The sequence below is a fragment of the Vibrio sp. RW genome, assembly GCF_027587105.1.
Lineage (GTDB): Bacteria > Pseudomonadota > Gammaproteobacteria > Enterobacterales > Vibrionaceae > Vibrio > Vibrio toranzoniae.
On sequence record NZ_JAPPTM010000001.1, the window covers coordinates 145,947 to 166,134 of the forward strand.

Genomic DNA, 20,188 nt, shown 5'->3' on the forward strand with positions numbered 1-20,188 from the left:
TCCAATGATACTTCTATCAACAGAAACATAGCAAAGGGAGCTACATATTACTAGCTCCCTATATTCTAGAGATTAGAGATTAGAAGTGGTAATTCATTCCAAGAGAGAAAACACTAATCTCAGCGTCAACAGAAGCAGAAGTTCCAAGCAACTTAGCCACTTCTAGATCAGGTTTCATGTAGTCCCATGTAGCTTCAATTCGAAGGTTCTCTGTCAACGAAAAATCAGCCCCTAAACCATACATCCCCGTCATTGTCGTATCAGAAAATGTTGAATGGCCGGTTGCACCTACGAAAGAGTTACTTACTTTAAATTCTGCATTAAAATAAGCTACTCCTGCTTTAGCAAAAAGATTAAAGCGGTCATTAACTGGTAAAATGACTTTAGGTTGAATCGCTGCAAACTTCATGTCACCAACAGTCACTGAACCACCGTCTAGGGCATCATAACCTCCAATTGAACCTTCCAAAGCAATGTAACGGTTGAACTGATACCCACCGTAGATTTTGCCCGCTAAACTAGAATCATCATCTAACTTTAATGGCATTTTGGTAGAGCCGCGTGTTGAATCTACAGAAAGGTTCGTACTATCAAAATTGGCTTGACCAACAGACGCTCCAATATATGGGTTTGCGTATGCTGCAGAAGTTAACATAAGGAGAGTTGTTGTGATTATGGTTTTTCTTAACATTGTATTTAACTGCCTATCTAAAAATATTATTTATTATTTTTCTATATCCTATAGCAACCAATGCAATCCCTTTCACTGAGTTTCGAAACAGGATAATTTTAATCAATCAGACACCATTAAAACATGTAATTGTTTGCCATCTTTTTTCTACATATCAACACAATCAGACACAACTATTCATACCCAAATTGCTAACAATAAGGATTCTTGGCTTTTGGCTAGTACGTCAAGATCACGAATCAAAGTGTAATGTAAGTATGAATACTCAATATTTACGCTTTACGTCGCATGTTGATTTAGCTGAAGTGTTGTTCGGAAGTGAGATTCTTATAATAAATAAACTAAAATCTAGGCATAAAAAAACCCAAGTAAGTACCTGGGTTAGAGTTACAAAAACCACTAATCATTAATAGCGTAAGGAACCTGATTAGCAGCCAGCTATGCGTAACCTGAGGGTTATTTTTATTACTGATCGGCGGCCAAACCAAATGGTGTAATAAAAATGCCAATATAGAGCGACCAAGAAGGTCGCTCTTTTTCTTTCTTATGAGATACAGCTTATCCTTTTACACCACCAGCCGTCAAACCGCCCACTAACCAGCGCTGAGCAAGTAAGAACACGATAGTAATCGGAAGTGCTGACAGTACAGCGGCTGCCGCAAAGTCACCCCATAGGTAGTTCTGAGGATATAGGTATTGCTGCATACCTACTGCTAGCGTGTAAGAGTTCACATCTGTAAGCAGGATAGACGCTACTGGTACTTCACCTACTGTTGCAATGAACGACAGGATAAACACAACCGCTAGGATTGGCACAGACAATGGCAGTAGAACCAGTCTGAATGCTTGCCAAGGCGTTGCACCATCCAGTGCTGCAGCTTCTTCCAAAGAGTTATCAATCGTCTCAAAGTAGCCTTTAATCGTCCAAACGTGCAGTGCGATACCGCCTAGGTAAGAGAAGATCAGACCACCATGCGTGTTCAAGCCTAAGAACGGGATGTATTGACCAAGTTTGTCGAACAACGCGTAGATAGCGACTAGAGCCAGTACCGCTGGGAACATTTGGAAAATCATCATCGCTTTCAGGATAGTTTCTTTACCCTTGAAGCGCATACGAGCAAATGCGTAAGCCGATGTCGTTGACAGTGCCACAATTAGAATCGATGTAACACCCGCCACTTTTATGGAGTTCCATAACCAAGTAAGTACTGGGAATGGCGGCGCTGTTACCGAACCATCTGCGTTCGTCACTGACATACCCAGAGCCAATTTCCAGTGCTCCAATGATGGGTTATCTGGAATCAAACTACCGGTTGCGAAATTACCTTCACGGAATGAGATCGCGATGATCATCAATAATGGGAAGATAATCATTGCCAAGAAGCACCACAACACAGCATGCGTTGCCCACACTCGGTATTTAAGGCCTTTACCTTGTACCATAGCCATTGTCGTGCTCCTTAATCTTGAGACAGTTTAGTGAAACGAAGGTTGAGTAACGCTAGTGCACCAACCAATAGGAAGATAAGCGTTGCGATTGCACTTGCTAGACCAAAGTCTTGACCGCCGCCACCTTCGAATGCAATACGGTACGTGTAGCTTACAAGCAAGTCTGTGTAACCCGCAGGCTCAGAAGTGCCAATCATGTTCGGTCCACCATTGGTCAATAGTTGAATCATTACAAAGTTGTTGAAGTTAAACGCAAACGCTGCAATCAATAGCGGTGTTAGCGGCTTAATCATCAATGGGAACGTAATGCGCTTGAAGTTATCAAGAAAGTTCGCACCATCAATCGCTGACGCTTCATATAGATCGTCAGGAATCGCTTTCAACAGACCCATACATAGAATCATCATGTAAGGGAAACCTAGCCAAGTGTTAACAATCAACACCATGGTTTTCGCAAGAATCGGGTCAGAGAACCAGTTCGGGCTTAAGCCGAAGATGTTCTCTAGCACCATGTTGATCTCACCAAAGCTTTGGTTGAATAGACCTTTAAAGATAAGAATCGAGATGAACGCGGGGACGGCGTAAGGCAAAATCAGTAAAACACGATAGATAGAACGACCTTTCAGCTCTTCCCATTGCACGATGTTTGCCAGCACAAGGCCGATAACAAGCGTGAACGCTACGGTACATACCGAGAAGATAACCGTCCAAATAAAGATGCTGATAAATGGTTCTTTAATGCCGTCATCTTTCCATACACGCTCAAAGTTATGCGTACCAATGCTAACCACGAAACCTGGAGAGATGGTATTACCCGTAAACTCACCGTTTGCATCAACAGGCTGGTAGAAACCCACATCCATATTTGGCTTGAGAACTTCACCCGTTTCATTGTTGATTAACGTTTCTTGATCGTCTTGTAGCGTGTAGAGTGGAGCAACAGAAGCAAACTTACGTAAGCCGCTCATGCGGATGTCATCACCGTTTGGTAGATTGAAATCAACACCACTGATCGCTGCTCGGTTTTGGATGATCGCTTTGATTTTCTCTTTTTCACCTTGCGCAGACTCAATGACAGATAGGTCCATCTCTGTTGCCGTCATATTGTCTAGAGAAAATACGTCAGTCGCTAACAGCTGATCGCCATCTTTAACCACGATCTGGTGGCCGTCATCAGTCTTGTACAAAGTAAATGGGTAGCTCTCACCACTTTGGAATGAGCGATCTAAAAGAACGGTTTGAGTACGCTCTAAAGAAAGCTGGTTTTTTGCGCTGTAATTGGTAAATGCAAGCCCGACTGTGTATGCCAATGGGAAAAGAATGAACAGGATCATTCCGGCGATACCTGGATAAATATAACGGTGGGCGTAAGTTTTTTTACTGCCAAAAATGTAAAGTGCCAAAGCCGTTAAGATCACAGTAAGCAACGCAAAAGCGAGCTCACCACGAGAATACATTAGAATTGTAGCGTAGCCGTTAATTAAGCCAACGCTACCAAGCAACCCCCATTTGATGAAGACGCTTTTACTGCCTGGAAGGCTTGATGGTGCTGGAATAGCATCTGTACCTTGAACTGACTGCATAGAGGAACCTGCTAGCGATATAGATAAAAAATAGAAAAGTAAGGAGAGGTTACCCTCTCCTTAAAAGGTAGTGCTTGGTTATTACTTAGTCATACGACCTTCAGCAGCTTTCAGTGCTTGGTCTACTGATTGACGGCCGTCAACTACGTTGCCGATCGCTTCTTCCATGCTGTACCAGAACGTTGTGAACTGAGGGATGTTAGGCATGATTTCACCGTTCATCGCGTTGTCCATTGTTGCTGCAATACGAGTGTCGCTATCTAATTGACGTTGGAAAGAGTTAAGAGCAACAGCGCCTAGTGGCTTGTCGTCGTTCAGGCTCTTCATACCTTCATCAGTGAGTAGGTAGTTTTCCATGAACTCAACCGCTAAATCACGGTTTGGAGACGCAGTGCTGATACCACCCGCCCAAACACCAACGAAAGGTTTAGACGCTTTACCGTTGAACTTAGGTAAAGTTGTTACGCCGTAATCTACGCCAGCTTTCTTGATGTTTTCCCAACCCCAAGGACCGTTGATTGTCATTGCAACATTACCCGCAACAAATTCAGACTCAGCGACTGAGTAATCCATGTCTGCAGAGATAACTTTGTCTTGTACCATCTTCTCGATGAAACCTAGAGACTTCTGAACACCGTCAGTCGCTACGCCCGCATCTTTAATGTCGTAACCTTCTGCAGTCTGTTTGAATGCGTAACCGCCATCAGCTGCAAGTAGAGGCCATGTGAAGTAAGCGCCGCCACGTAGAGGCCACATGATCGCTTTTTTGCCATCTTTTTGAAGCTCAGCATCAAGTGCTGGGATTTCTTCCCAAGACTTAGGTGGGTTAGGAACAAGCGCTTTGTTGTAAATTAGAGAAACTGACTCAACCGCCACAGGGTATGCGATTGTTTTACCTTCGTATGAAACAGCGTCCCATGCGAAATCTACGATACCTTCTTTCGTTTCTTTAGAAGGTTTGATATCAACAAGAAGACCTGCTTCTGCATAGCCGCCAAAACGGTCATGTGCGTAGAAGATCACGTCTGGGCCATCGCCAGCCGCTGCAACTTGGGAGAATTTCTCTTCTAGTTTGTCAGGGAAAGCCACTGTTACTTTAACACCTGTATCTTCTTCGAAACGTTTACCTACTTCAGCCATGCCTTCATAAGCTTTGTCACCACCTACCCAGATTGTTAGTTGTCCTTCTTCGATAGCAGCATTTGCACCAAAAGAACCCAGAGCAACTAATGTACCTAGAGCTACAGCGCTTAGAGCGTTTTTCATGTGAATATCCTTTTTATATTTATACGTAGGGCACATCAACCAAGACGAGCCAGTTTTCAGCGCTTATGATCTGAGAAAATAGACTTTAACTCATCATCCTAGCCACTACGCCCTAGCTATTATGGCTTAATTTCGTGATCATCATCTGGTCAGATTAGAGACTAAAATCACAAAATGCATACTCATCGTGATCAGAGTCACCGTTATGCCGTGGATTTATTTGAACTGGATCGCCTATTATCAATAACCTCATTTATCTACTCCTCCCCTCCTACTCCCCCTCGTTAAATTTTCATTGGGAGGATGTACGATTGCACCAATTAACCGAAACTGCATTCATCCAAGAGTGGATAGTAAGAACCCTTTACCAGCAGATGTTGTGCGTTTAAGCATTGTTCATTTAGTTGGCTTCACTGCCCGCTGTTGTCTTTATTAAGCATCGAGCTAAATCTGTGATTGAATCACGGGGGAGATTTAGCTGGATGTGGGGGAAATAGGCACCAGTTTGGCTATGACGGGTGGGCTTGGTTACAGAATCCAAGTCTCACCCACTTTTTTTCTTACTCACTCAAGACTTACCAATTCCTACAGTTACTGCTGACCCAAAAATTTCTTATAATGATAAGCAGTAAAACTTAAAATTTGATCGATCGAGGACTAGCTAGATGGCGAATGTCACGTTAAAAAACGTTTATAAATCATATGGGGATGTACAGATTTCTAAGGACGTAACCTTAGACATCAACGAAGGTGAGTTCGTAGTATTCGTGGGGCCATCAGGTTGTGGTAAATCGACGCTATTACGATGTATCGCAGGTCTAGAGGACATTACGTCTGGTGATTTGTACATTGGTGACCAACGTATGAATGACGTTGAACCTTCCAAACGTGGCGTAGGTATGGTATTTCAGTCTTACGCGCTCTACCCTCACCTAAACCTTTACGACAACATGTCTTTTGGCCTGAAGCTAGCAAACGCTAACAAAGCTGAAATTGATAAGCGTGTTGAACATGCTGCTGAGATTCTTCAGCTTGGTCACTTACTAGAGCGTCAACCTAAAGCATTGTCTGGTGGTCAACGTCAACGTGTTGCAATTGGTCGTACTTTGGTTTCTCAACCAAACGTATTCCTACTTGATGAGCCTCTATCAAACCTAGATGCTGCACTACGTGTTCAAATGCGTTCGCAAATCACTAAGCTGCAACGTCAACTTGGTTGTACCATGATTTACGTGACCCACGACCAAGTCGAAGCGATGACAATGGCCGATAAGATCGTTGTTCTTGACGGTGGTTCCGTATCTCAAGTAGGTAAGCCGCTAGACCTTTATCACTACCCTCAAAACCGTTTCGTTGCTGGTTTTATTGGTTCGCCGAAGATGAACTTTATGTCTGTACACATTGAACAGGCTGAAGCCGAACGCGTATTGGTACAGCTTTCAAACGGCATGACTTTCTGGATCCCTGTTGATGGTACAACAGTTAATGCTGGTGATCGCATGTCTATGGGTGTTCGTCCTGAGCACTTGATGTCTGCTGAATCAGGTGACGCGACAATTGAAGCTGAAGTGATGATGGTTGAGAAGCTGGGTAACGAAACTCAGGTTTACCTAAACCTTGAAAGTGCCGATGCTGACGTTATCTATCGCCAGCCAGACACGTTAACAATCGAATCAGGTGACAAGTTGGCGATTGGTATTCCAGCGCACCGTTGTCACCTGTTCCATAGCGATGGCCGCGGATGTCGTCGTTTGTACAAAGAGTATGGTACAGATTAACCAGTTCGCCTTTTAAGATATGACTTGCCCATATCAAATCCCTCTTACTTAGTAAGGGGGATTTTTTCATTTGCTAAAACTCGTTTCTCTTTCATTGAATAGGCGGTTTTTGATAACGGCAATAAAAAAGGTCTAGCATGTACTAGACCTTTATCTATTTAATTTGAGCTTCAACACAACCAGGTACTTTAAGCACTATGGCTTGTTTTGAGCTTAGTGGATTGGCGTATCACTTTTTTTATTGAACTGGCCAAAATGCTTTTCTAACACTTCAGGTGTTAGCTTGCCTTCCGCTTCTAGTCGCTTAAATTCAGCAACGATCGCTTTTTGCTCTTCAAGTGATGGCAGTTTTACCTCAGGCTCATCGCCCATCTCTTGAGTCATCTGCTCTAGTTCTTTTTCAAAATCGCTCATGATACTTACCTAAATATTAAACCTAATCATATTTTACTCATTTAGACACTGTGATGCTAGGGTGATTGAGTTTAAAGCCCGAAACCAGATCAAGCTAAGGTCAGTTAGAAGAAAACAAAATCACAAAATAAAAAGAGCTGGATTCACGATTAAATGAATCCAGCTCTTCGTCTATGTAACTATCTAAGCCATGCTATGACCTACAGTATGAAAGCTTAAAGGCATTAAAGCTTGAATGAACCAACCATCTTATCTAGACGAGAAGAAAGGTCGCGAAGCTCTTGGCTCGCTTCAGCAAGTTGCTCAGCAGTGCCCGTCGTCACTTCGTTGATCGCATTGATCTCTTCAATGTTCTGGTTGATGGTATGCACCACGGTTGATTGCTCTTCCGTTGCCGTAGCAACTTGCGTGTTGCGGTCGGTAATATCAACGATACGGTCTGAGATACCACTCAGTACATCTACCGCTTCATCCGATGCTGATACACCTTCAAGCGTAATAACCTTACCTGCACTCATTGCAGTTACCGCATCTTTCGCATCGCTTTGCAGTTGGTTGATCATCTTCTGAATCTCTTCCGTTGAATCTGCAGTACGGCTTGCTAGGTTTCGTACTTCATCTGCTACCACGGCAAAACCGCGACCTTGTTCACCCGCACGGGCTGCTTCAATCGCTGCGTTCAGTGCAAGTAAGTTAGTTTGCTCTGAAATATCACGGATAACACCCAGAATAGAGCCAATGTCTTGCGTTGTTGAAGCAAGCTGCTCAACCACTTGACCTGTACTTTCAATGTCTTGAGCTAAACGGCTAATCGCGTCTTTTGCTTTGTTCACAACAGAACGACCCACTTCAGTATTGCCCGAAGCTTGCGTGGCTGTTTCTGCTGCTGTTGCTGCATTTGATGCAATCTCACTGATGGTCATGCCCATTTGGTTAATGGCAGCAACCACTTGAAGCGTTTGGTCACGTTGTTCTTGGCTATTATCATGAGTGGTATGTGCTTTGTTAGAAACGCTCTCCGCCGCCACTTGAAGTGCTTGACTGGTTGAGCATACCTCTTTCATCGACTCATGGATTTTTTCAATGAATCCATTAAAGCCAGCAGAAAGCTGTGCAATTTCATCGTTACCTTTCACTTCAATTCGCTGTGCAAGATCGCCATCACCTTCGCCAAGGTCACCAAAACGCTTAGCCAACAGCTTAATCGGTTGAGTAATGCTGTTTGCTAGCACTACGCCCATTAGGATAAAGACTAAAGCAACGATAGCCGTCATGATCAGCATCTTTTGCGCGGTAGCATCGAGCTCAGCAAAGACTTCATCGGTTGGTACTACACCAACAACAAACCAGTCCATTGACGACACGTATAAACTCGCAACGAACAGCTCTTGTCCTTGGCTTTCAGTGGTAATCAGGTTGAAACCCGACTTGTTCAATAATTGGCTTGATTGAGAACCGTAAAGTTGTTGAAGTGAAGAATCACTACGAGAACGTTCGCGGTGAATTTGTACGTCACCTTGACTATCCGTTAAAAACACAAAGCCTGTATCTTCAATCTTAAAACTGTTAAGTAGGCTAACCATGTCATCCATCGATTTTGATAGACCTGACATCGCCAAACCTGAAGGCTGTTGGTAGTTAGCGAACATTTTCACATCACCATTGGCTTCTTGGAACATACTGACCATTGTCTTCTGACCAGATTGTGTAAATCCAAAGAACCAGCCATCTTGTTGTTGATTAAGTTGACGTAAAAAACCATCTTGATTCCAGTAGTAAGCCGTTTCGCGGTTAGCTACCGAGGCATCGTTCAACTGATATTGATTACGAACATTATTCAGTTGTTTAACCAGCTTATTCTCTAATACTGCATCGCGATCGGTCGATTCGATAGCATCAGAAACAAATTCATTTGAAGCAATTTGTTCCGCCGCCAACAACAGCTGAGAGACTTCGCGATCAACTTCACCATTGATTCGCTCCAGCATCCCAGGAAGCTCAATATCGATCAATCGATGACTCAATACATCTCTTGCTTGTTGCTGAGCCATCGCACCAACAATCACTGTCGATGCAAGAACCGCAAAGGTAATTCCAAGTACAACTTTTTGTTTGATACTCAGAGAGTTAGTTTTCAACATATTTGGACCTTTAAAAGAATCGCTCGTTATTGGTATACCCAAAACAGGACTTGTTGAGTGCACTCCAACAAGCAATGCACAACCTGAGCAATGTATCGGCCAGAGCCTATAAAACTAGAGAGGATTCTCGCAAAAATTTGCAAATATGATGTAACAACTGGCTCCGTTTATTCTTAAGTCATGATAACCAAGGCAAATATAATGATTTTTGTTATGAATTTTTAATCTGAACTTTAGATTTCACCTAACTCACACAACTATGCACTTTTTTGAGCTTTAGTATATAAAAAGTGATTGATATGATAAAAATCATTGCTAACGGTATTTTAGCTAACCGCGCGTAAACCACTCCAATTTTGGAAAAATAAATTCCGCAAATGTACTGGAACTTTTTCCTAAAAATCAGTGACTAATACTCAAAATAAAAATCAAATGGATACCCAGAGAGTCCAAAATGCACAAAACAAATTTCGAAGTCCTTCAAAACTATTTAGAGTCTCAAATCATTGGTCAACAAGAACTAGTGAAACAACTGATGATCGCCCTGTTGGCGGATGGTCACATCCTAGTCGAAGGGCCTCCCGGCTTAGCAAAAACTCGCGCAGTAAAATCACTGGCAGACTGTGTCGAGGGCGACTTTCACCGCATTCAATTTACCCCTGACTTACTGCCTGCTGACTTAACGGGTACCGATATTTTCCGACCAGAAACCGGAGAGTTTACCTTCCAATCTGGCCCGATTTTTAACTCACTCATTCTAGCGGATGAGATCAACCGTGCTCCTGCGAAAGTACAAGCTGCAATGTTAGAAGCAATGGCGGAAAAACAAGTCACTGCGGGTCGAAAAACCTATGCTCTACCTGAACTGTTTTTGGTGATGGCAACACAAAACCCGATTGAGCAAGAAGGCACATACCCACTGCCAGAAGCCCAGCTAGACCGTTTCTTACTGCATCTAGAAGTTGAATACCCAGATATGGAAAGTGAACTTGATATCCTGCGACTCAACCGCGGTGAAGCGCAAGGTAATGAGTCGGTTCAGCCACAAGAGATATCTCAGCAAACGATCTTTGAAGCACGCCAAGAAGTACTCAAGATCCATATGGCAGATACCATTGAGCAGTACATCATCAGACTGGTGATGGCGACTCGCCAACCTAAGCAATACAGCGACCAACTTGATCAATGGCTGGATATGGGTGTTAGCCCGCGTGCAACGATTGCCCTAGACCGCTGTGCTCGTGCACACGCTTGGCTTGCTGGACGCGACTATGTTACTCCACAAGATGTTCAAGCGATGGCATTCCCTGTACTGCGTCACCGCCTACTTCGTAGCTACCACGCACAAGCTGAAGGTGTCACTGCAAACCAAGTGATCGCACACCTTATTTCACTGGTTGGTAGCGCATAGGAATACGCGCATGAATAATCAACTACCAAACCACAGTGACGGCGTGATGTTGAATCTGGATGAGCTGCTGCAATATAAGGCGCAGTCTGTTCGATGGTTGCCTCCGGCGAAAAGCCTCTGGTCACAACTTAATGGCCAACACGAGAGCAACCGCAAAGGGCGCGGGATGAATTTCTCTGAAGTTCGTCAGTACCAAGCGGGCGATGACATTCGCAGCATTGACTGGCGCGTGACAGCAAGAACGGGCAAGGCACATACTAAACTGTTCTCTGAAGAAAGAGAGCAGCCTGTCATTTTGTTTTTGGACCTATCAAGCAGCATGATTTTCGGCTCAACCTTGTTGCTTAAATCGGTTCAACTTGCGCACTTTGCCAGTCAACTGTGCTGGTTAACTGTGGCGCAAAAAGACCGAATTGGTGCTGTGATTGATACGGGCAAAGAGATCATTGAGATTAAACCCAGTGCAAGCAACCATGCTCCGCTGCGTATTTTGCAAAAAGTCATAGAAATCAATAATTCGGCACTGACTAATCACGACCATCATAGTGACACGACCTTAGAGCATGGACTGAAATCTCTGCACCAGCTTTGCCCGAAAGGGAGTGACATCATTATGCTCAGTGACTTTGTACGTTACCAAGAAAGTGATTACTCACTTATCAGTCAAATTCGAAGGCACAACCGAGTACGTCTGGTGCATTTTTACGACCCGCTAGAACAAGGTCAAACGACCTATAAAGGCTCTAAACAAGTCACAGATGGCAGTAAAACACAGTGGTTCAACTTCTCCTCTAATAAAGAGAAGGAAAAGCTTAACCATGCCTTCTCGACCAAGCAGCAACAGCTACAACAGATGGGGTTATCTCTCGCGATACCCTATAGCTCACTGTCGAGTGCACAGCCACTGATGAGCCAGATATCGGGAGCCCAATCATGAAGCAACTCTTAGATTTAAGCCCGGTTATTGCGCCTGACGCACCAACATGGTGGCCTTTGGCGTGGGGTTGGTGGGCCGTAGTTATCACAGCCATTATCCTGATTGCCTTGGTGTTTTTTATTCTAAAACGCAGAAAAAACAGTCAACAGGCGAAGCAAGAAGCGCTGTCTTATTTTGGCAATCGTCAACCTTCAAATCGCTTGTCTCCGAGCGAAGCACAACACATCCTTCGTCAGGCAGCATTGAGCTATTTCCCACGTGAGAAAGTAGCAAGCCTAGCGGGTGATGATTGGTTGAAGTTCTTAGACGCACAACTAAAAAAGCCGTTGTTTGTAGAAAAACAATCCCAGTGGCAACAGTCGCTCTATCAAGATCCAACTTCAATAAATGACGAGCAACGTAAGGTTCAACAGCAATTAGTTAATGACTGTGAGACTTGGATTCGTAAAGCTCTTCCTCCAAAGCGAGGTCGTTATGAATAACCTTTTAAACACGAGCTTACTCAACATTGAATTCGTGTGGTGGTGGATGTTTTTCCTCACGCCACTGCCGTTTCTCGTTTACTTGTTCTCACCTAAGGCGGAATCAAACAGCGCTCTTAAGCTTCCATTTCTGCCAGAGGACAGTAATACCAAAACGCCAAGCACTCGCTTGCCAAAGGCGTTGTCCGTCATTATCTGGCTTTTCTTGGTGACTGCAGTCGCACGCCCCGTTTGGTATGGCAAACCGGTGGAATTTCAACCGAAGCACCGTGACTTGATGTTGGTTGTCGACCTCTCCTACTCGATGAGCCAAGAGGACATGCAGTTCAATGGTGAATACATCGACCGCTTATCAGCAGTCAAACATGTGTTGAGTGACTTTATTGAACGCCGCAAAGGCGACCGAGTTGGGTTGGTGCTCTTTGCCGACCATGCGTATTTGCAAACTCCGCTGACGTTAGACCGAGACACACTGTCACAGCAACTCAATCAAGCGGTACTGAGACTAATCGGTAATCAAACTGCGATTGGCGATGGCATTGGCCTTGCGACCAAGACCTTTGTTGATAGTGATGCTCCGCAACGTGTGATGGTGCTACTCAGTGACGGAAGCAATACCGCTGGGGTATTAGACCCATTAGAAGCTGCGGATATTGCCAAGAAATACAACGCGACTATTTACACCGTCGGTGTTGGCGCAGGCGAAATGATGGTTAAAGAGTTCTTCATGACTCGTAAAGTGAATACTGCTCAAGATTTGGATGAACGCACACTAATAGAAATTGCTAAACGCACTGGCGGTCAATATTTCCGAGCGCGTGATAGTAAAGAGCTAGCGACCATTTACGACACCATCAACCAGTTAGAACCCGTGACAAACGCCACCAAGGTTTGGCGACCCCAACAAGAGTGGTTTGTATGGCCTTTGTCTGCGGCCATGTTCTTCGCATTTATGCTGTTAGCCATTAGGAGAAACAATGTCTAACTTTACTTTTATCTACCCATATTGGTTCTTAGCGCTTGTCGTGTTGCCTGCGATTTGGTGGCTTAGCAAAAAGCAATCTAAACAAGGGTTACTGGCCTCTCATATCGCTCGTTACTTGGCGCCAGAATCAAGCAAGCCATCAAAAAACCGCAGCACTTACTTTGGTATCTGGTGGATGGTCGGTGTTGTTGCACTAGCCGGCCCCAGCTTTCAGAACAATGAGCAGCCGAGCTTTGAAAAAACGCAGGTGCGAGTTGTGATGATGGACATGTCGATGTCTCTATACGCTACCGACATAAAACCCAATCGTCTGACTCAAGCGCGATACAAAGCTCTTGATCTGCTTTCGTTGTGGAAAGAAGGTTTAACCGGAATGGTCGCGTACGCTGGCGATGCTTACACCATTAGCCCGCTAACGTCCGACATCAACACCATCAAGAGCCAAGTGCCGAATCTCTCCCCGGATATCATGCCTTACCAAGGCAGTAACGCCCCCGCTGCGGTAAAGCTTGCCATTGAGATGATAACTCGCGCGAAGATATATCAAGGTGACTTGGTATTGATTGCTGATGACGTAGATGACCAAGAGAAGAAAGAAATCGACTCGCTGCTATCTGGTAGCAATTGGACGCTATCTATTTTAGCGGTAGGCACTGAAAGTGGCGCACCCATCTCTTTGCCAACAGGCTCAATGCTGCAAACCGACTCAGGGCAAACCGTGGTCGCGAGAACCCACTTAGAGAACATGCGCGACCTGACTCGCAGTTATGGTGGCACGTTCACTGAGGTTCAATTTGATAACTCAGATGTTGAACACATCGCGAGTTACCTCGACCGAGTTGCAACAACCTCTGAGGTGACCAAGACCAATAACTCACTCAACACCAGAGTCAACAATGGCTTCTGGCTTCTACCATTCCTATTACTACCCGCACTTGGGTTATTCAGGAAAGGGGTTATTTGGTGCGGATTAGCTGTGGTTTTGTCGTTCAGCCAACCGAATACTGCGTTTGCGAACCCTTGGAAAACCGACGATCAGGTGGGTTATCAGCTTTATCAAGATGAAGATTTCCAACAAGCTGCAGAGCAGTTCCAACAACAAGAGTGGAAAGGCATCGCACAATACAAAGCGGGAGACTTCGAAGCTGCAGAGCAGACACTACAAGGTTTGAATGGCGAAGATGCTCGCTACAACCTAGCGAATGCACAAGCGCAGCAAGGAAAGTACGATCAAGCGATAGAAGAGTATCAACACATTCTAGAAAACAACCCTGAGCATACTTATGCGAAGAAGAATCTAGAGATCGTCAAACAAGCCCAACAGCAACAGCAACAGCAACAGCAACAGCAACAGCAACAGCAAGGCAATTCTGAATCCAAAGATCAAAAAGACCAAGACCAGCAGAATCAGCAAGGTCAGCAAGGTCAGCAAGGTCAGCAAGGTCAGCAAGGTCAGCAAGGTCAGCAAGGTCAGCAAGGTCAGCAAGGTCAGCAAGGTCAGCAAGGTCAGCAAGGTCAGCAAAATGATTCTTCGCAAGACTCGTCGGATCAACAGCAAAGTTCTGCAGACAATAAAAACTCCCAGAACCCAACAGATGACCAAGCTGAAAGTGCAAACCAAGCACAAGCCAAAGACCAACCGGATGCAAATGCAGGCGAACAAGAAGGCGAGCAAACAGCACAGTCTAAACAGCCAAGTAAAGCCGAGCAGTCAGAAGATCAAGAGCAAGATGAATCACAACCTCAAAGTGCGAGCACACAGCAAGCTTCAAGCGAAAAAGGTGAAGACGATGCTCAACAAGCTGTAGCACAAACTTCAGGGCAACCGCTATCGAGTGACCCAGATATGCGAAAGCTTGAGCAAGTAGAAAGTGCTCGTGACCCAAGCCAGCTGCTTAAAGCGCAAATGATTTTACAAGCACGACAAAAAAGTGCTCCTAACAACCAGAACAAAAAGTGGTAACCATGCGATTTCTTAACAAGCCATTTTTATCCATACTCCTAACGCTGTTATTAGGCGCTTTCTCGTCCTTTTCGGCCTTGGCGGCGACTGCCGTAGCAAGCGTTTCACAAAACAGTGTCACCAAAGATCAAGTATTCCTACTTAGAGTCGCAACCGATGAAAAGGTCTCTTCTGATGCTCTTGATCTAACGGCGCTTCAGAAGGACTTCTATGTCGGCACACCAAGTTTTGGGTCGTCGATGCGAATCGTCAATGGTAGCCGTTCGGTGTCAAGTGAATGGAACATCAGCCTTGCTCCCCTTCGTTTGGGCAAGGTTCAGATTCCTAGCTTCGATATTGAAGGGGCAAAAACCAAGCCAATCACCATCAATGTTGCCGTTAATAAAGCGGCACCTACTCAACATGATATGGCTGAATTCAAGCTTAATCTGAGTAAAGACTCGCTGTACCCACAAGAAGTCGCTGAGCTGGATGTAAAACTCATTATTAAAGCTGACCCAAGAAGACTGCAAGATCCTAAAATAGCGCCACCAAGCTCGCCGGGCTTAGATGTTGAACCTATTGGTGAATCGAAACAATTTCAAGATGTCCTCAATGGACAAGAAGTGACGGTTGTTCAACAGTCTTTCCGTATCTCTTCACAAAAGGCCGGACAGTTTAAGCTGAATGGACCGAAGCTGACTGGAGCCGTTGTCTACTCGACCAACAACTCAAGCACAACGCGATTGTTCCAACTCGACACTCCCGTTGAAACCCTAGAGGTAACTGTCAAAGAGGTGCCAAAAGGCTACCAAGGTGAGTGGTTACCAACATCGAACTTCAAGTTGATTCAACAATGGTCAGATAGCCAAGGCAATGAGCTGGAAAATAGTAATGGTTTAGAAGGCGACAACCAAACCATCGAAATGGAAGCGGGTGATTCGTTAACTCGAACCATCACCATGACAGCTGGCAACTTAACACAGCATCAACTGCCGAAACTCAATATCACCTACCCTAAATCGGTTCGTGTTTATGAAGAGAAGCCGCAATTTGGCACAACACAGTCCGGCGATGCAGTGGTGGTTTACAAGCAGGTATTAATCCCGAAAGAAGCCGGAGAGATTTCGCTTCCGGAAGTATCTCAAGCTTGGTTCAACACTGATTCACAATCGGAGAAAACCAGTAAAGCACTTGGGTTAGAGTTAGCGGTAAAGGCAAGTGACCGCGCGACATCTAGCACACCACCAGTTACAGCACCGCCAGCCCAACAAGTCAGCCCTACGGTTGTGACTGTTGATAGTCCGGGGTTCTGGCCTTATCTCACCGCGCTATTCGCAGCCTTGTGGTTGATTAGCTCAGTGACGGCTTTCTACTTCTGGTCACGCCGCGGTGTAACGACAAAACCAACACACACAGTTGAACGTCAATCAGATACAGCTAAAGCGCTTATTGAAGCTCTAAAAACAAAAGATGGCGTGATGAGCAGAACCTTGTTTGAACAGTGGAAAGCTGAAAACCCAGACTTGTGTGATGAAACGTTAGCAACCATGGAAACCGAGCTAACCAAGTTAAACCAAAGCCTTTATGGTGAAGCTAACTCGACAAACCCATCATGGAACCCTACTGAGGCAATCAAAGCGGTTAAGAACCCAAAGCGACTCTCTAGCAAAACGCGTAAAAACACGTTAGAAAGACTTTAATTAGGTAGAAACCGCTGTCATAAAACAGGAAAAGAGCGAAGCCGTGATGAACACTTACTGTTCATCACGGCTTCATTCGTTTTTCAGAGCGGAAAAATAAATGCCACACTAAGTCAGTGGCGTCGTAACCTTTCTTCGCTTCAAAGCAGAAACGATTCTATTTCTTCCCGAACCTTTAGCTTGATATAAGGCTTTGTCTGCCTTGCCATACAGCAAATCAAAGTCGAACTGATGTTGGTCAGAAGTTATCGACGCGTAACCGACGGATGCAGTTAAATACTGGCTAGTACTGCTTTCACAATGAAGGATCTTCGCCTCTTCAATGCACTTTCTAATAGACTCTGCGCGCTGTTTAGTTTCAGAGTAATTAGTGCCGATCATCAACAACATAAACTCTTCACCACCAATACGACAGAAAGTCTCATTATCACGATAAACGTGGGCATTAAGTATCTTGCCGATGGTTCGCAGAGCAGCGTCACCCTTAGTATGGCCATAAACGCTGTTGTACAAACCAAAGTGATCTAGGTCGACTAAAACCAATCCAAATGTGACTTCGCATTGCGTGGCGAACGCGCCTTGATCGTCGCAATTTAAATCATCTAGAGCCTGAGCCAACATTCGGCGGTTGCCAAGGCGAGTCAACGGATCGAGCTTAGAAATCACATCCAGTTGCTCATTGGCCAACTCTAGCTCTTGAGTTCGCTTACTGACTTCTTGCTCTAGCGTTTCATTGAGCTTTTTCAGCTCCTCTTGCGCCATGGTTCTTTGCAGCACCTCGGCAAGGCTTGAAGCAAAGATACGTATAACCTCACGAAGCTGTGAGGTTAAAGGGCTTCGAGTTAAAAGGTTATCGGCAGCAATAAACGCAATCGGCTCACCGGTGTTTGTGGTGAGCATGGTCATTGCCGTCCAACCGACTCCGACAATATTGAAATCGTGATAAATAGGCACAGACTCTTCGAACGCGACTTGGTTAGGGCAAGCACGAGCCGCGGCTACGATGTCACGTTCCACCAGCTCTGAACGGTAATAGGATTCATCGACAATATCACCCTTAATGTCTGTACCCCAAGTGCCTTGCATATAGCTACAGTTTTTATCCGTGAGGAACACCGCTAATCGGTCAATGCCTAAGTGCTGAATAGCGAAGCTCACTGCGGACTTACATACTTCACTGACGCTGTCGCAGCGAGACAGTTCGACCATACTCGAATGCAACATGCGGATGTTCTGCTCTTGACGCTTACGTATGTAGATCTGAGAAAGCAGAGATCCAAAGGATTCAAGCATCTGCTTTTGATAATTAGTAATCGGTGAACGATGAATGTAGTTATCCATGGCGATCCAGCCGACAGGTTTGTCTCCTTCACGCAATATAAGCATACCGTTCCACCCCTGCCCGACTACGTTTCCTTCTGTATATAAGGGGGCTTGCTCGATGACAACCAGACTAGTGTGATTATCTGACAACGCCTCAATGTATTCAGCATCTAATTGATGTAAATCGTACTGAGTATGGTGTTCGCTGTTTGTTTTGCCGGCTTCGTCAGTGCCATAAGTACCACTGAAACAACGCTTCTTCATATCGAGTAGCATGAAAATGGCACGATCAAAGCCTAATCGGTCGCGAACCGCTTCGACTGAAGCCTTGTACAACGCATCCAATGACTCAGGGTTAGAAAGCTCTAACGCCACCTGATGGACTAACTTCATGTTGTCGACAAATAGATCACGTAGCTTGATCTCATCGAGGTATTGAGCTTCACGAATATCTCTGTGTTTTATCTCAATTGCCGCATTTTTTTCTGCGCGAATACCCTGCCAACGGGCTGCGGCTAACAGAAGAATATCAAACCTCCGTTCAAAGGCCTGGTTGAGTTTTTCAGTATTACAATTGTGAGCCATTAAATACGTTCTACAATCAGAGGCATTGTCGAGCACCATGATGAATGACTCACCACCCAATACGTCTATATGCTTCCATAGACATGGATTAGTGGCCATAGGCAACATTCCATCAGCAGTATCAAATTGTGAAATCCATGACCAAAATGGCGCGGGGTAGCTCGACAATGGAGTTAGGTTACCGAAAGAAAATAGCAGCAACGATTCACTTTCCGGTTTCGGCTCAGTAAATATTCCAATCCCTTTAGGAATAAGCACTCCAACAAGATATTCAAAAAGAGATTCAGCCAATAAGCGATGATCACGAATAGCAGATATTTGCTTTGCAAAGGCTTTTACAGACACAGCTCTCGTCCATTGGCTATTAAGAATAAAGCAAAAATACCGAAGGCTTAATATGCAATCAATATAAGTAAAAATGAGATGTTAAGCGGCTCGCAATTTCACTTTTAACATTATTACAGACATGAGAAGCACTACAAAAATGGGATTTCTTGCCCAAAGTTACATCGACATAAGTACTTTTTTAGAAGCACAAAAAAGCCCCACCTAAAGTGGGGCAAAACTTCCATCGCTTATAGTTATAGTGATAATTCTGTCGATCTATTCGATTATCTAACCTGCGTTTCAGTTAGCGTGCTTGGGTATTTGACAATGAAAACAAAAGCCAAATACTGCACTTAAATAATCAATTAACCAAAGTCACCGTTTACGTAACCTTTAGTACGATCATCTTTTGGTTCGCTGAAAATAACACTCGTTTGGTTGTGCTCAACAAGCTCTCCCATTAGGAAGAAAGCAGTACGGTCTGAAATACGACGCGCTTGCTGCATTGAGTGCGTTACGATAACGATAGTGAAATCTTTCTTCAGGTCTTCCATCAACTCTTCAATCTTGTGTGTCGCGATTGGGTCTAGCGCCGATGTTGGTTCATCCATTAGGATTACATCCGGTTCCATTGCAATAGTACGAGCGATACATAAACGCTGTTGCTGACCACCAGATAGACCGAATGCGTGCGACTTCAGTCGATCCTTTACTTCATCCCACAATGCCGCACCACGAAGTGAGCTTTCCACAACTTCATCAATGTGCTTTTTATCTTTAATGCCTTGAGCACGTAACCCGTAAGCTACATTTTCATAAATGCTCATTGGGAATGGGTTTGGCTTTTGGAATACCATACCCACTTTAATACGCAAGTCTGCAACATCGATGTTGCCGTAGATATTGGTACCGTCCATCTCAAGAAGGCCTGTAATCTTAACACCTTCAATTAGGTCATTCATGCGGTTAAGACAACGTAATAGCGTTGATTTTCCACAACCAGACGGGCCAATAAGCGCAGTAACTTGACGCTCAGGTACGGGTAAATTGATTGACTTAAGTGCTTGGTTATCACCATAAAAAAGGTCTAGGTCTTTAATATTAAATTTGTTCATGTTCGTAATCTCGTAATTCGTCAAAGTCTGTACTGTGTTTGTTTTATGAGCTCATT

General features: G+C 44.6%; 15 protein-coding genes. 7 read left to right on the forward strand and 8 right to left on the reverse strand.

What is annotated here, in order from left to right:
* Positions 1 to 79: 79 nt before the first annotated feature.
* From OCT63_RS00615 to malE, 4 genes are all read right to left on the reverse strand, one after another.
* Positions 80 to 691 carry an outer membrane beta-barrel protein gene (locus OCT63_RS00615; protein ID WP_269983007.1) on the reverse strand — a complete coding sequence of 204 codons (612 nt, stop codon included), beginning with the start codon at positions 689 to 691 and terminating at the stop codon, positions 80 to 82.
* A 558-nt stretch (positions 692 to 1,249) separates the two neighbouring features.
* A complete protein-coding gene (gene malG, locus OCT63_RS00620) occupies positions 1,250 to 2,140 on the reverse strand; it encodes a maltose ABC transporter permease MalG (RefSeq protein ID WP_050632832.1) in 891 nt (296 codons plus the stop codon).
* An 11-nt stretch (positions 2,141 to 2,151) separates the two neighbouring features.
* Positions 2,152 to 3,723, reverse strand: coding sequence for a maltose ABC transporter permease MalF (gene malF, locus OCT63_RS00625; RefSeq protein WP_269983008.1), 1,572 nt, complete (start codon positions 3,721 to 3,723; stop codon positions 2,152 to 2,154).
* 81 nt (positions 3,724 to 3,804) lie between these two features.
* Positions 3,805 to 4,989, reverse strand: a complete 1,185-nt coding sequence (gene malE / locus OCT63_RS00630; RefSeq protein ID WP_060469298.1) for a maltose/maltodextrin ABC transporter substrate-binding protein MalE — start codon at positions 4,987 to 4,989, stop codon at positions 3,805 to 3,807.
* A 665-nt stretch (positions 4,990 to 5,654) separates the two neighbouring features.
* On the opposite strand from malE, the gene malK reads away from it, so the two are divergent.
* The gene (gene malK / locus OCT63_RS00635) at positions 5,655 to 6,767 is read left to right on the forward strand and encodes a maltose/maltodextrin ABC transporter ATP-binding protein MalK (protein WP_269983009.1); all 1,113 of its coding nucleotides are present in this window, start codon (positions 5,655 to 5,657) and stop codon (positions 6,765 to 6,767) included.
* 213 nt (positions 6,768 to 6,980) lie between these two features.
* Here the strand turns inward: malK and OCT63_RS00640 are convergent, their stop codons facing one another.
* Both OCT63_RS00640 and OCT63_RS00645 read right to left on the reverse strand, forming a co-directional pair.
* Positions 6,981 to 7,181: a hypothetical protein gene (locus tag OCT63_RS00640; protein WP_017057910.1), complete on the reverse strand. Its 201-nt coding sequence runs from the start codon at positions 7,179 to 7,181 to the stop codon at positions 6,981 to 6,983.
* Positions 7,182 to 7,405: 224 nt separating this feature from the next.
* A complete protein-coding gene (locus OCT63_RS00645) occupies positions 7,406 to 9,322 on the reverse strand; it encodes a methyl-accepting chemotaxis protein (protein WP_060469295.1) in 1,917 nt (638 codons plus the stop codon).
* A gap of 454 nt (positions 9,323 to 9,776) precedes the next feature.
* Here OCT63_RS00645 and OCT63_RS00650 point away from each other — a divergent pair, with 454 nt between their 5' ends.
* From OCT63_RS00650 to OCT63_RS00675, 6 genes are read left to right on the forward strand one after another with little or no spacing between them, the layout of a single operon-like run.
* Entirely contained in the window at positions 9,777 to 10,733 is a 957-nt protein-coding gene (locus tag OCT63_RS00650) for an AAA family ATPase (RefSeq protein ID WP_161684818.1), read from the forward strand.
* A gap of 10 nt (positions 10,734 to 10,743) precedes the next feature.
* Positions 10,744 to 11,670 (forward strand): DUF58 domain-containing protein, encoded by a 927-nt coding sequence (locus tag OCT63_RS00655; protein WP_060469293.1) that lies wholly within the window; start codon positions 10,744 to 10,746, stop codon positions 11,668 to 11,670.
* On the forward strand, positions 11,667 to 12,152 hold the full coding sequence (locus OCT63_RS00660) for a DUF4381 domain-containing protein (protein ID WP_060469292.1): 486 nt from the start codon (positions 11,667 to 11,669) through the stop codon (positions 12,150 to 12,152). The genes OCT63_RS00655 and OCT63_RS00660 overlap by 4 nt, the downstream gene beginning before the upstream one ends.
* Positions 12,145 to 13,137 carry a vWA domain-containing protein gene (locus tag OCT63_RS00665; protein ID WP_161684820.1) on the forward strand — a complete coding sequence of 331 codons (993 nt, stop codon included), beginning with the start codon at positions 12,145 to 12,147 and terminating at the stop codon, positions 13,135 to 13,137. Before OCT63_RS00660 ends, OCT63_RS00665 begins: the two co-directional genes overlap by 8 nt.
* Positions 13,130 to 15,100 (forward strand): vWA domain-containing protein, encoded by a 1,971-nt coding sequence (locus tag OCT63_RS00670; RefSeq protein ID WP_161684822.1) that lies wholly within the window; start codon positions 13,130 to 13,132, stop codon positions 15,098 to 15,100. The genes OCT63_RS00665 and OCT63_RS00670 overlap by 8 nt, the downstream gene beginning before the upstream one ends.
* 2 nt (positions 15,101 to 15,102) lie before the next feature.
* Positions 15,103 to 16,782: a BatD family protein gene (locus OCT63_RS00675; protein WP_269983010.1), complete on the forward strand. Its 1,680-nt coding sequence runs from the start codon at positions 15,103 to 15,105 to the stop codon at positions 16,780 to 16,782.
* A 108-nt stretch (positions 16,783 to 16,890) separates the two neighbouring features.
* Here OCT63_RS00675 and OCT63_RS00680 read toward each other — a convergent pair whose 3' ends face one another.
* Positions 16,891 to 19,035, reverse strand: coding sequence for a sensor domain-containing diguanylate cyclase (locus tag OCT63_RS00680; protein WP_269983011.1), 2,145 nt, complete (start codon positions 19,033 to 19,035; stop codon positions 16,891 to 16,893).
* Positions 19,036 to 19,382: 347 nt separating this feature from the next.
* Positions 19,383 to 20,132 (reverse strand): phosphate ABC transporter ATP-binding protein PstB, encoded by a 750-nt coding sequence (gene pstB / locus OCT63_RS00685; protein WP_269983012.1) that lies wholly within the window; start codon positions 20,130 to 20,132, stop codon positions 19,383 to 19,385.
* Positions 20,133 to 20,188 lie beyond the last annotated feature (56 nt).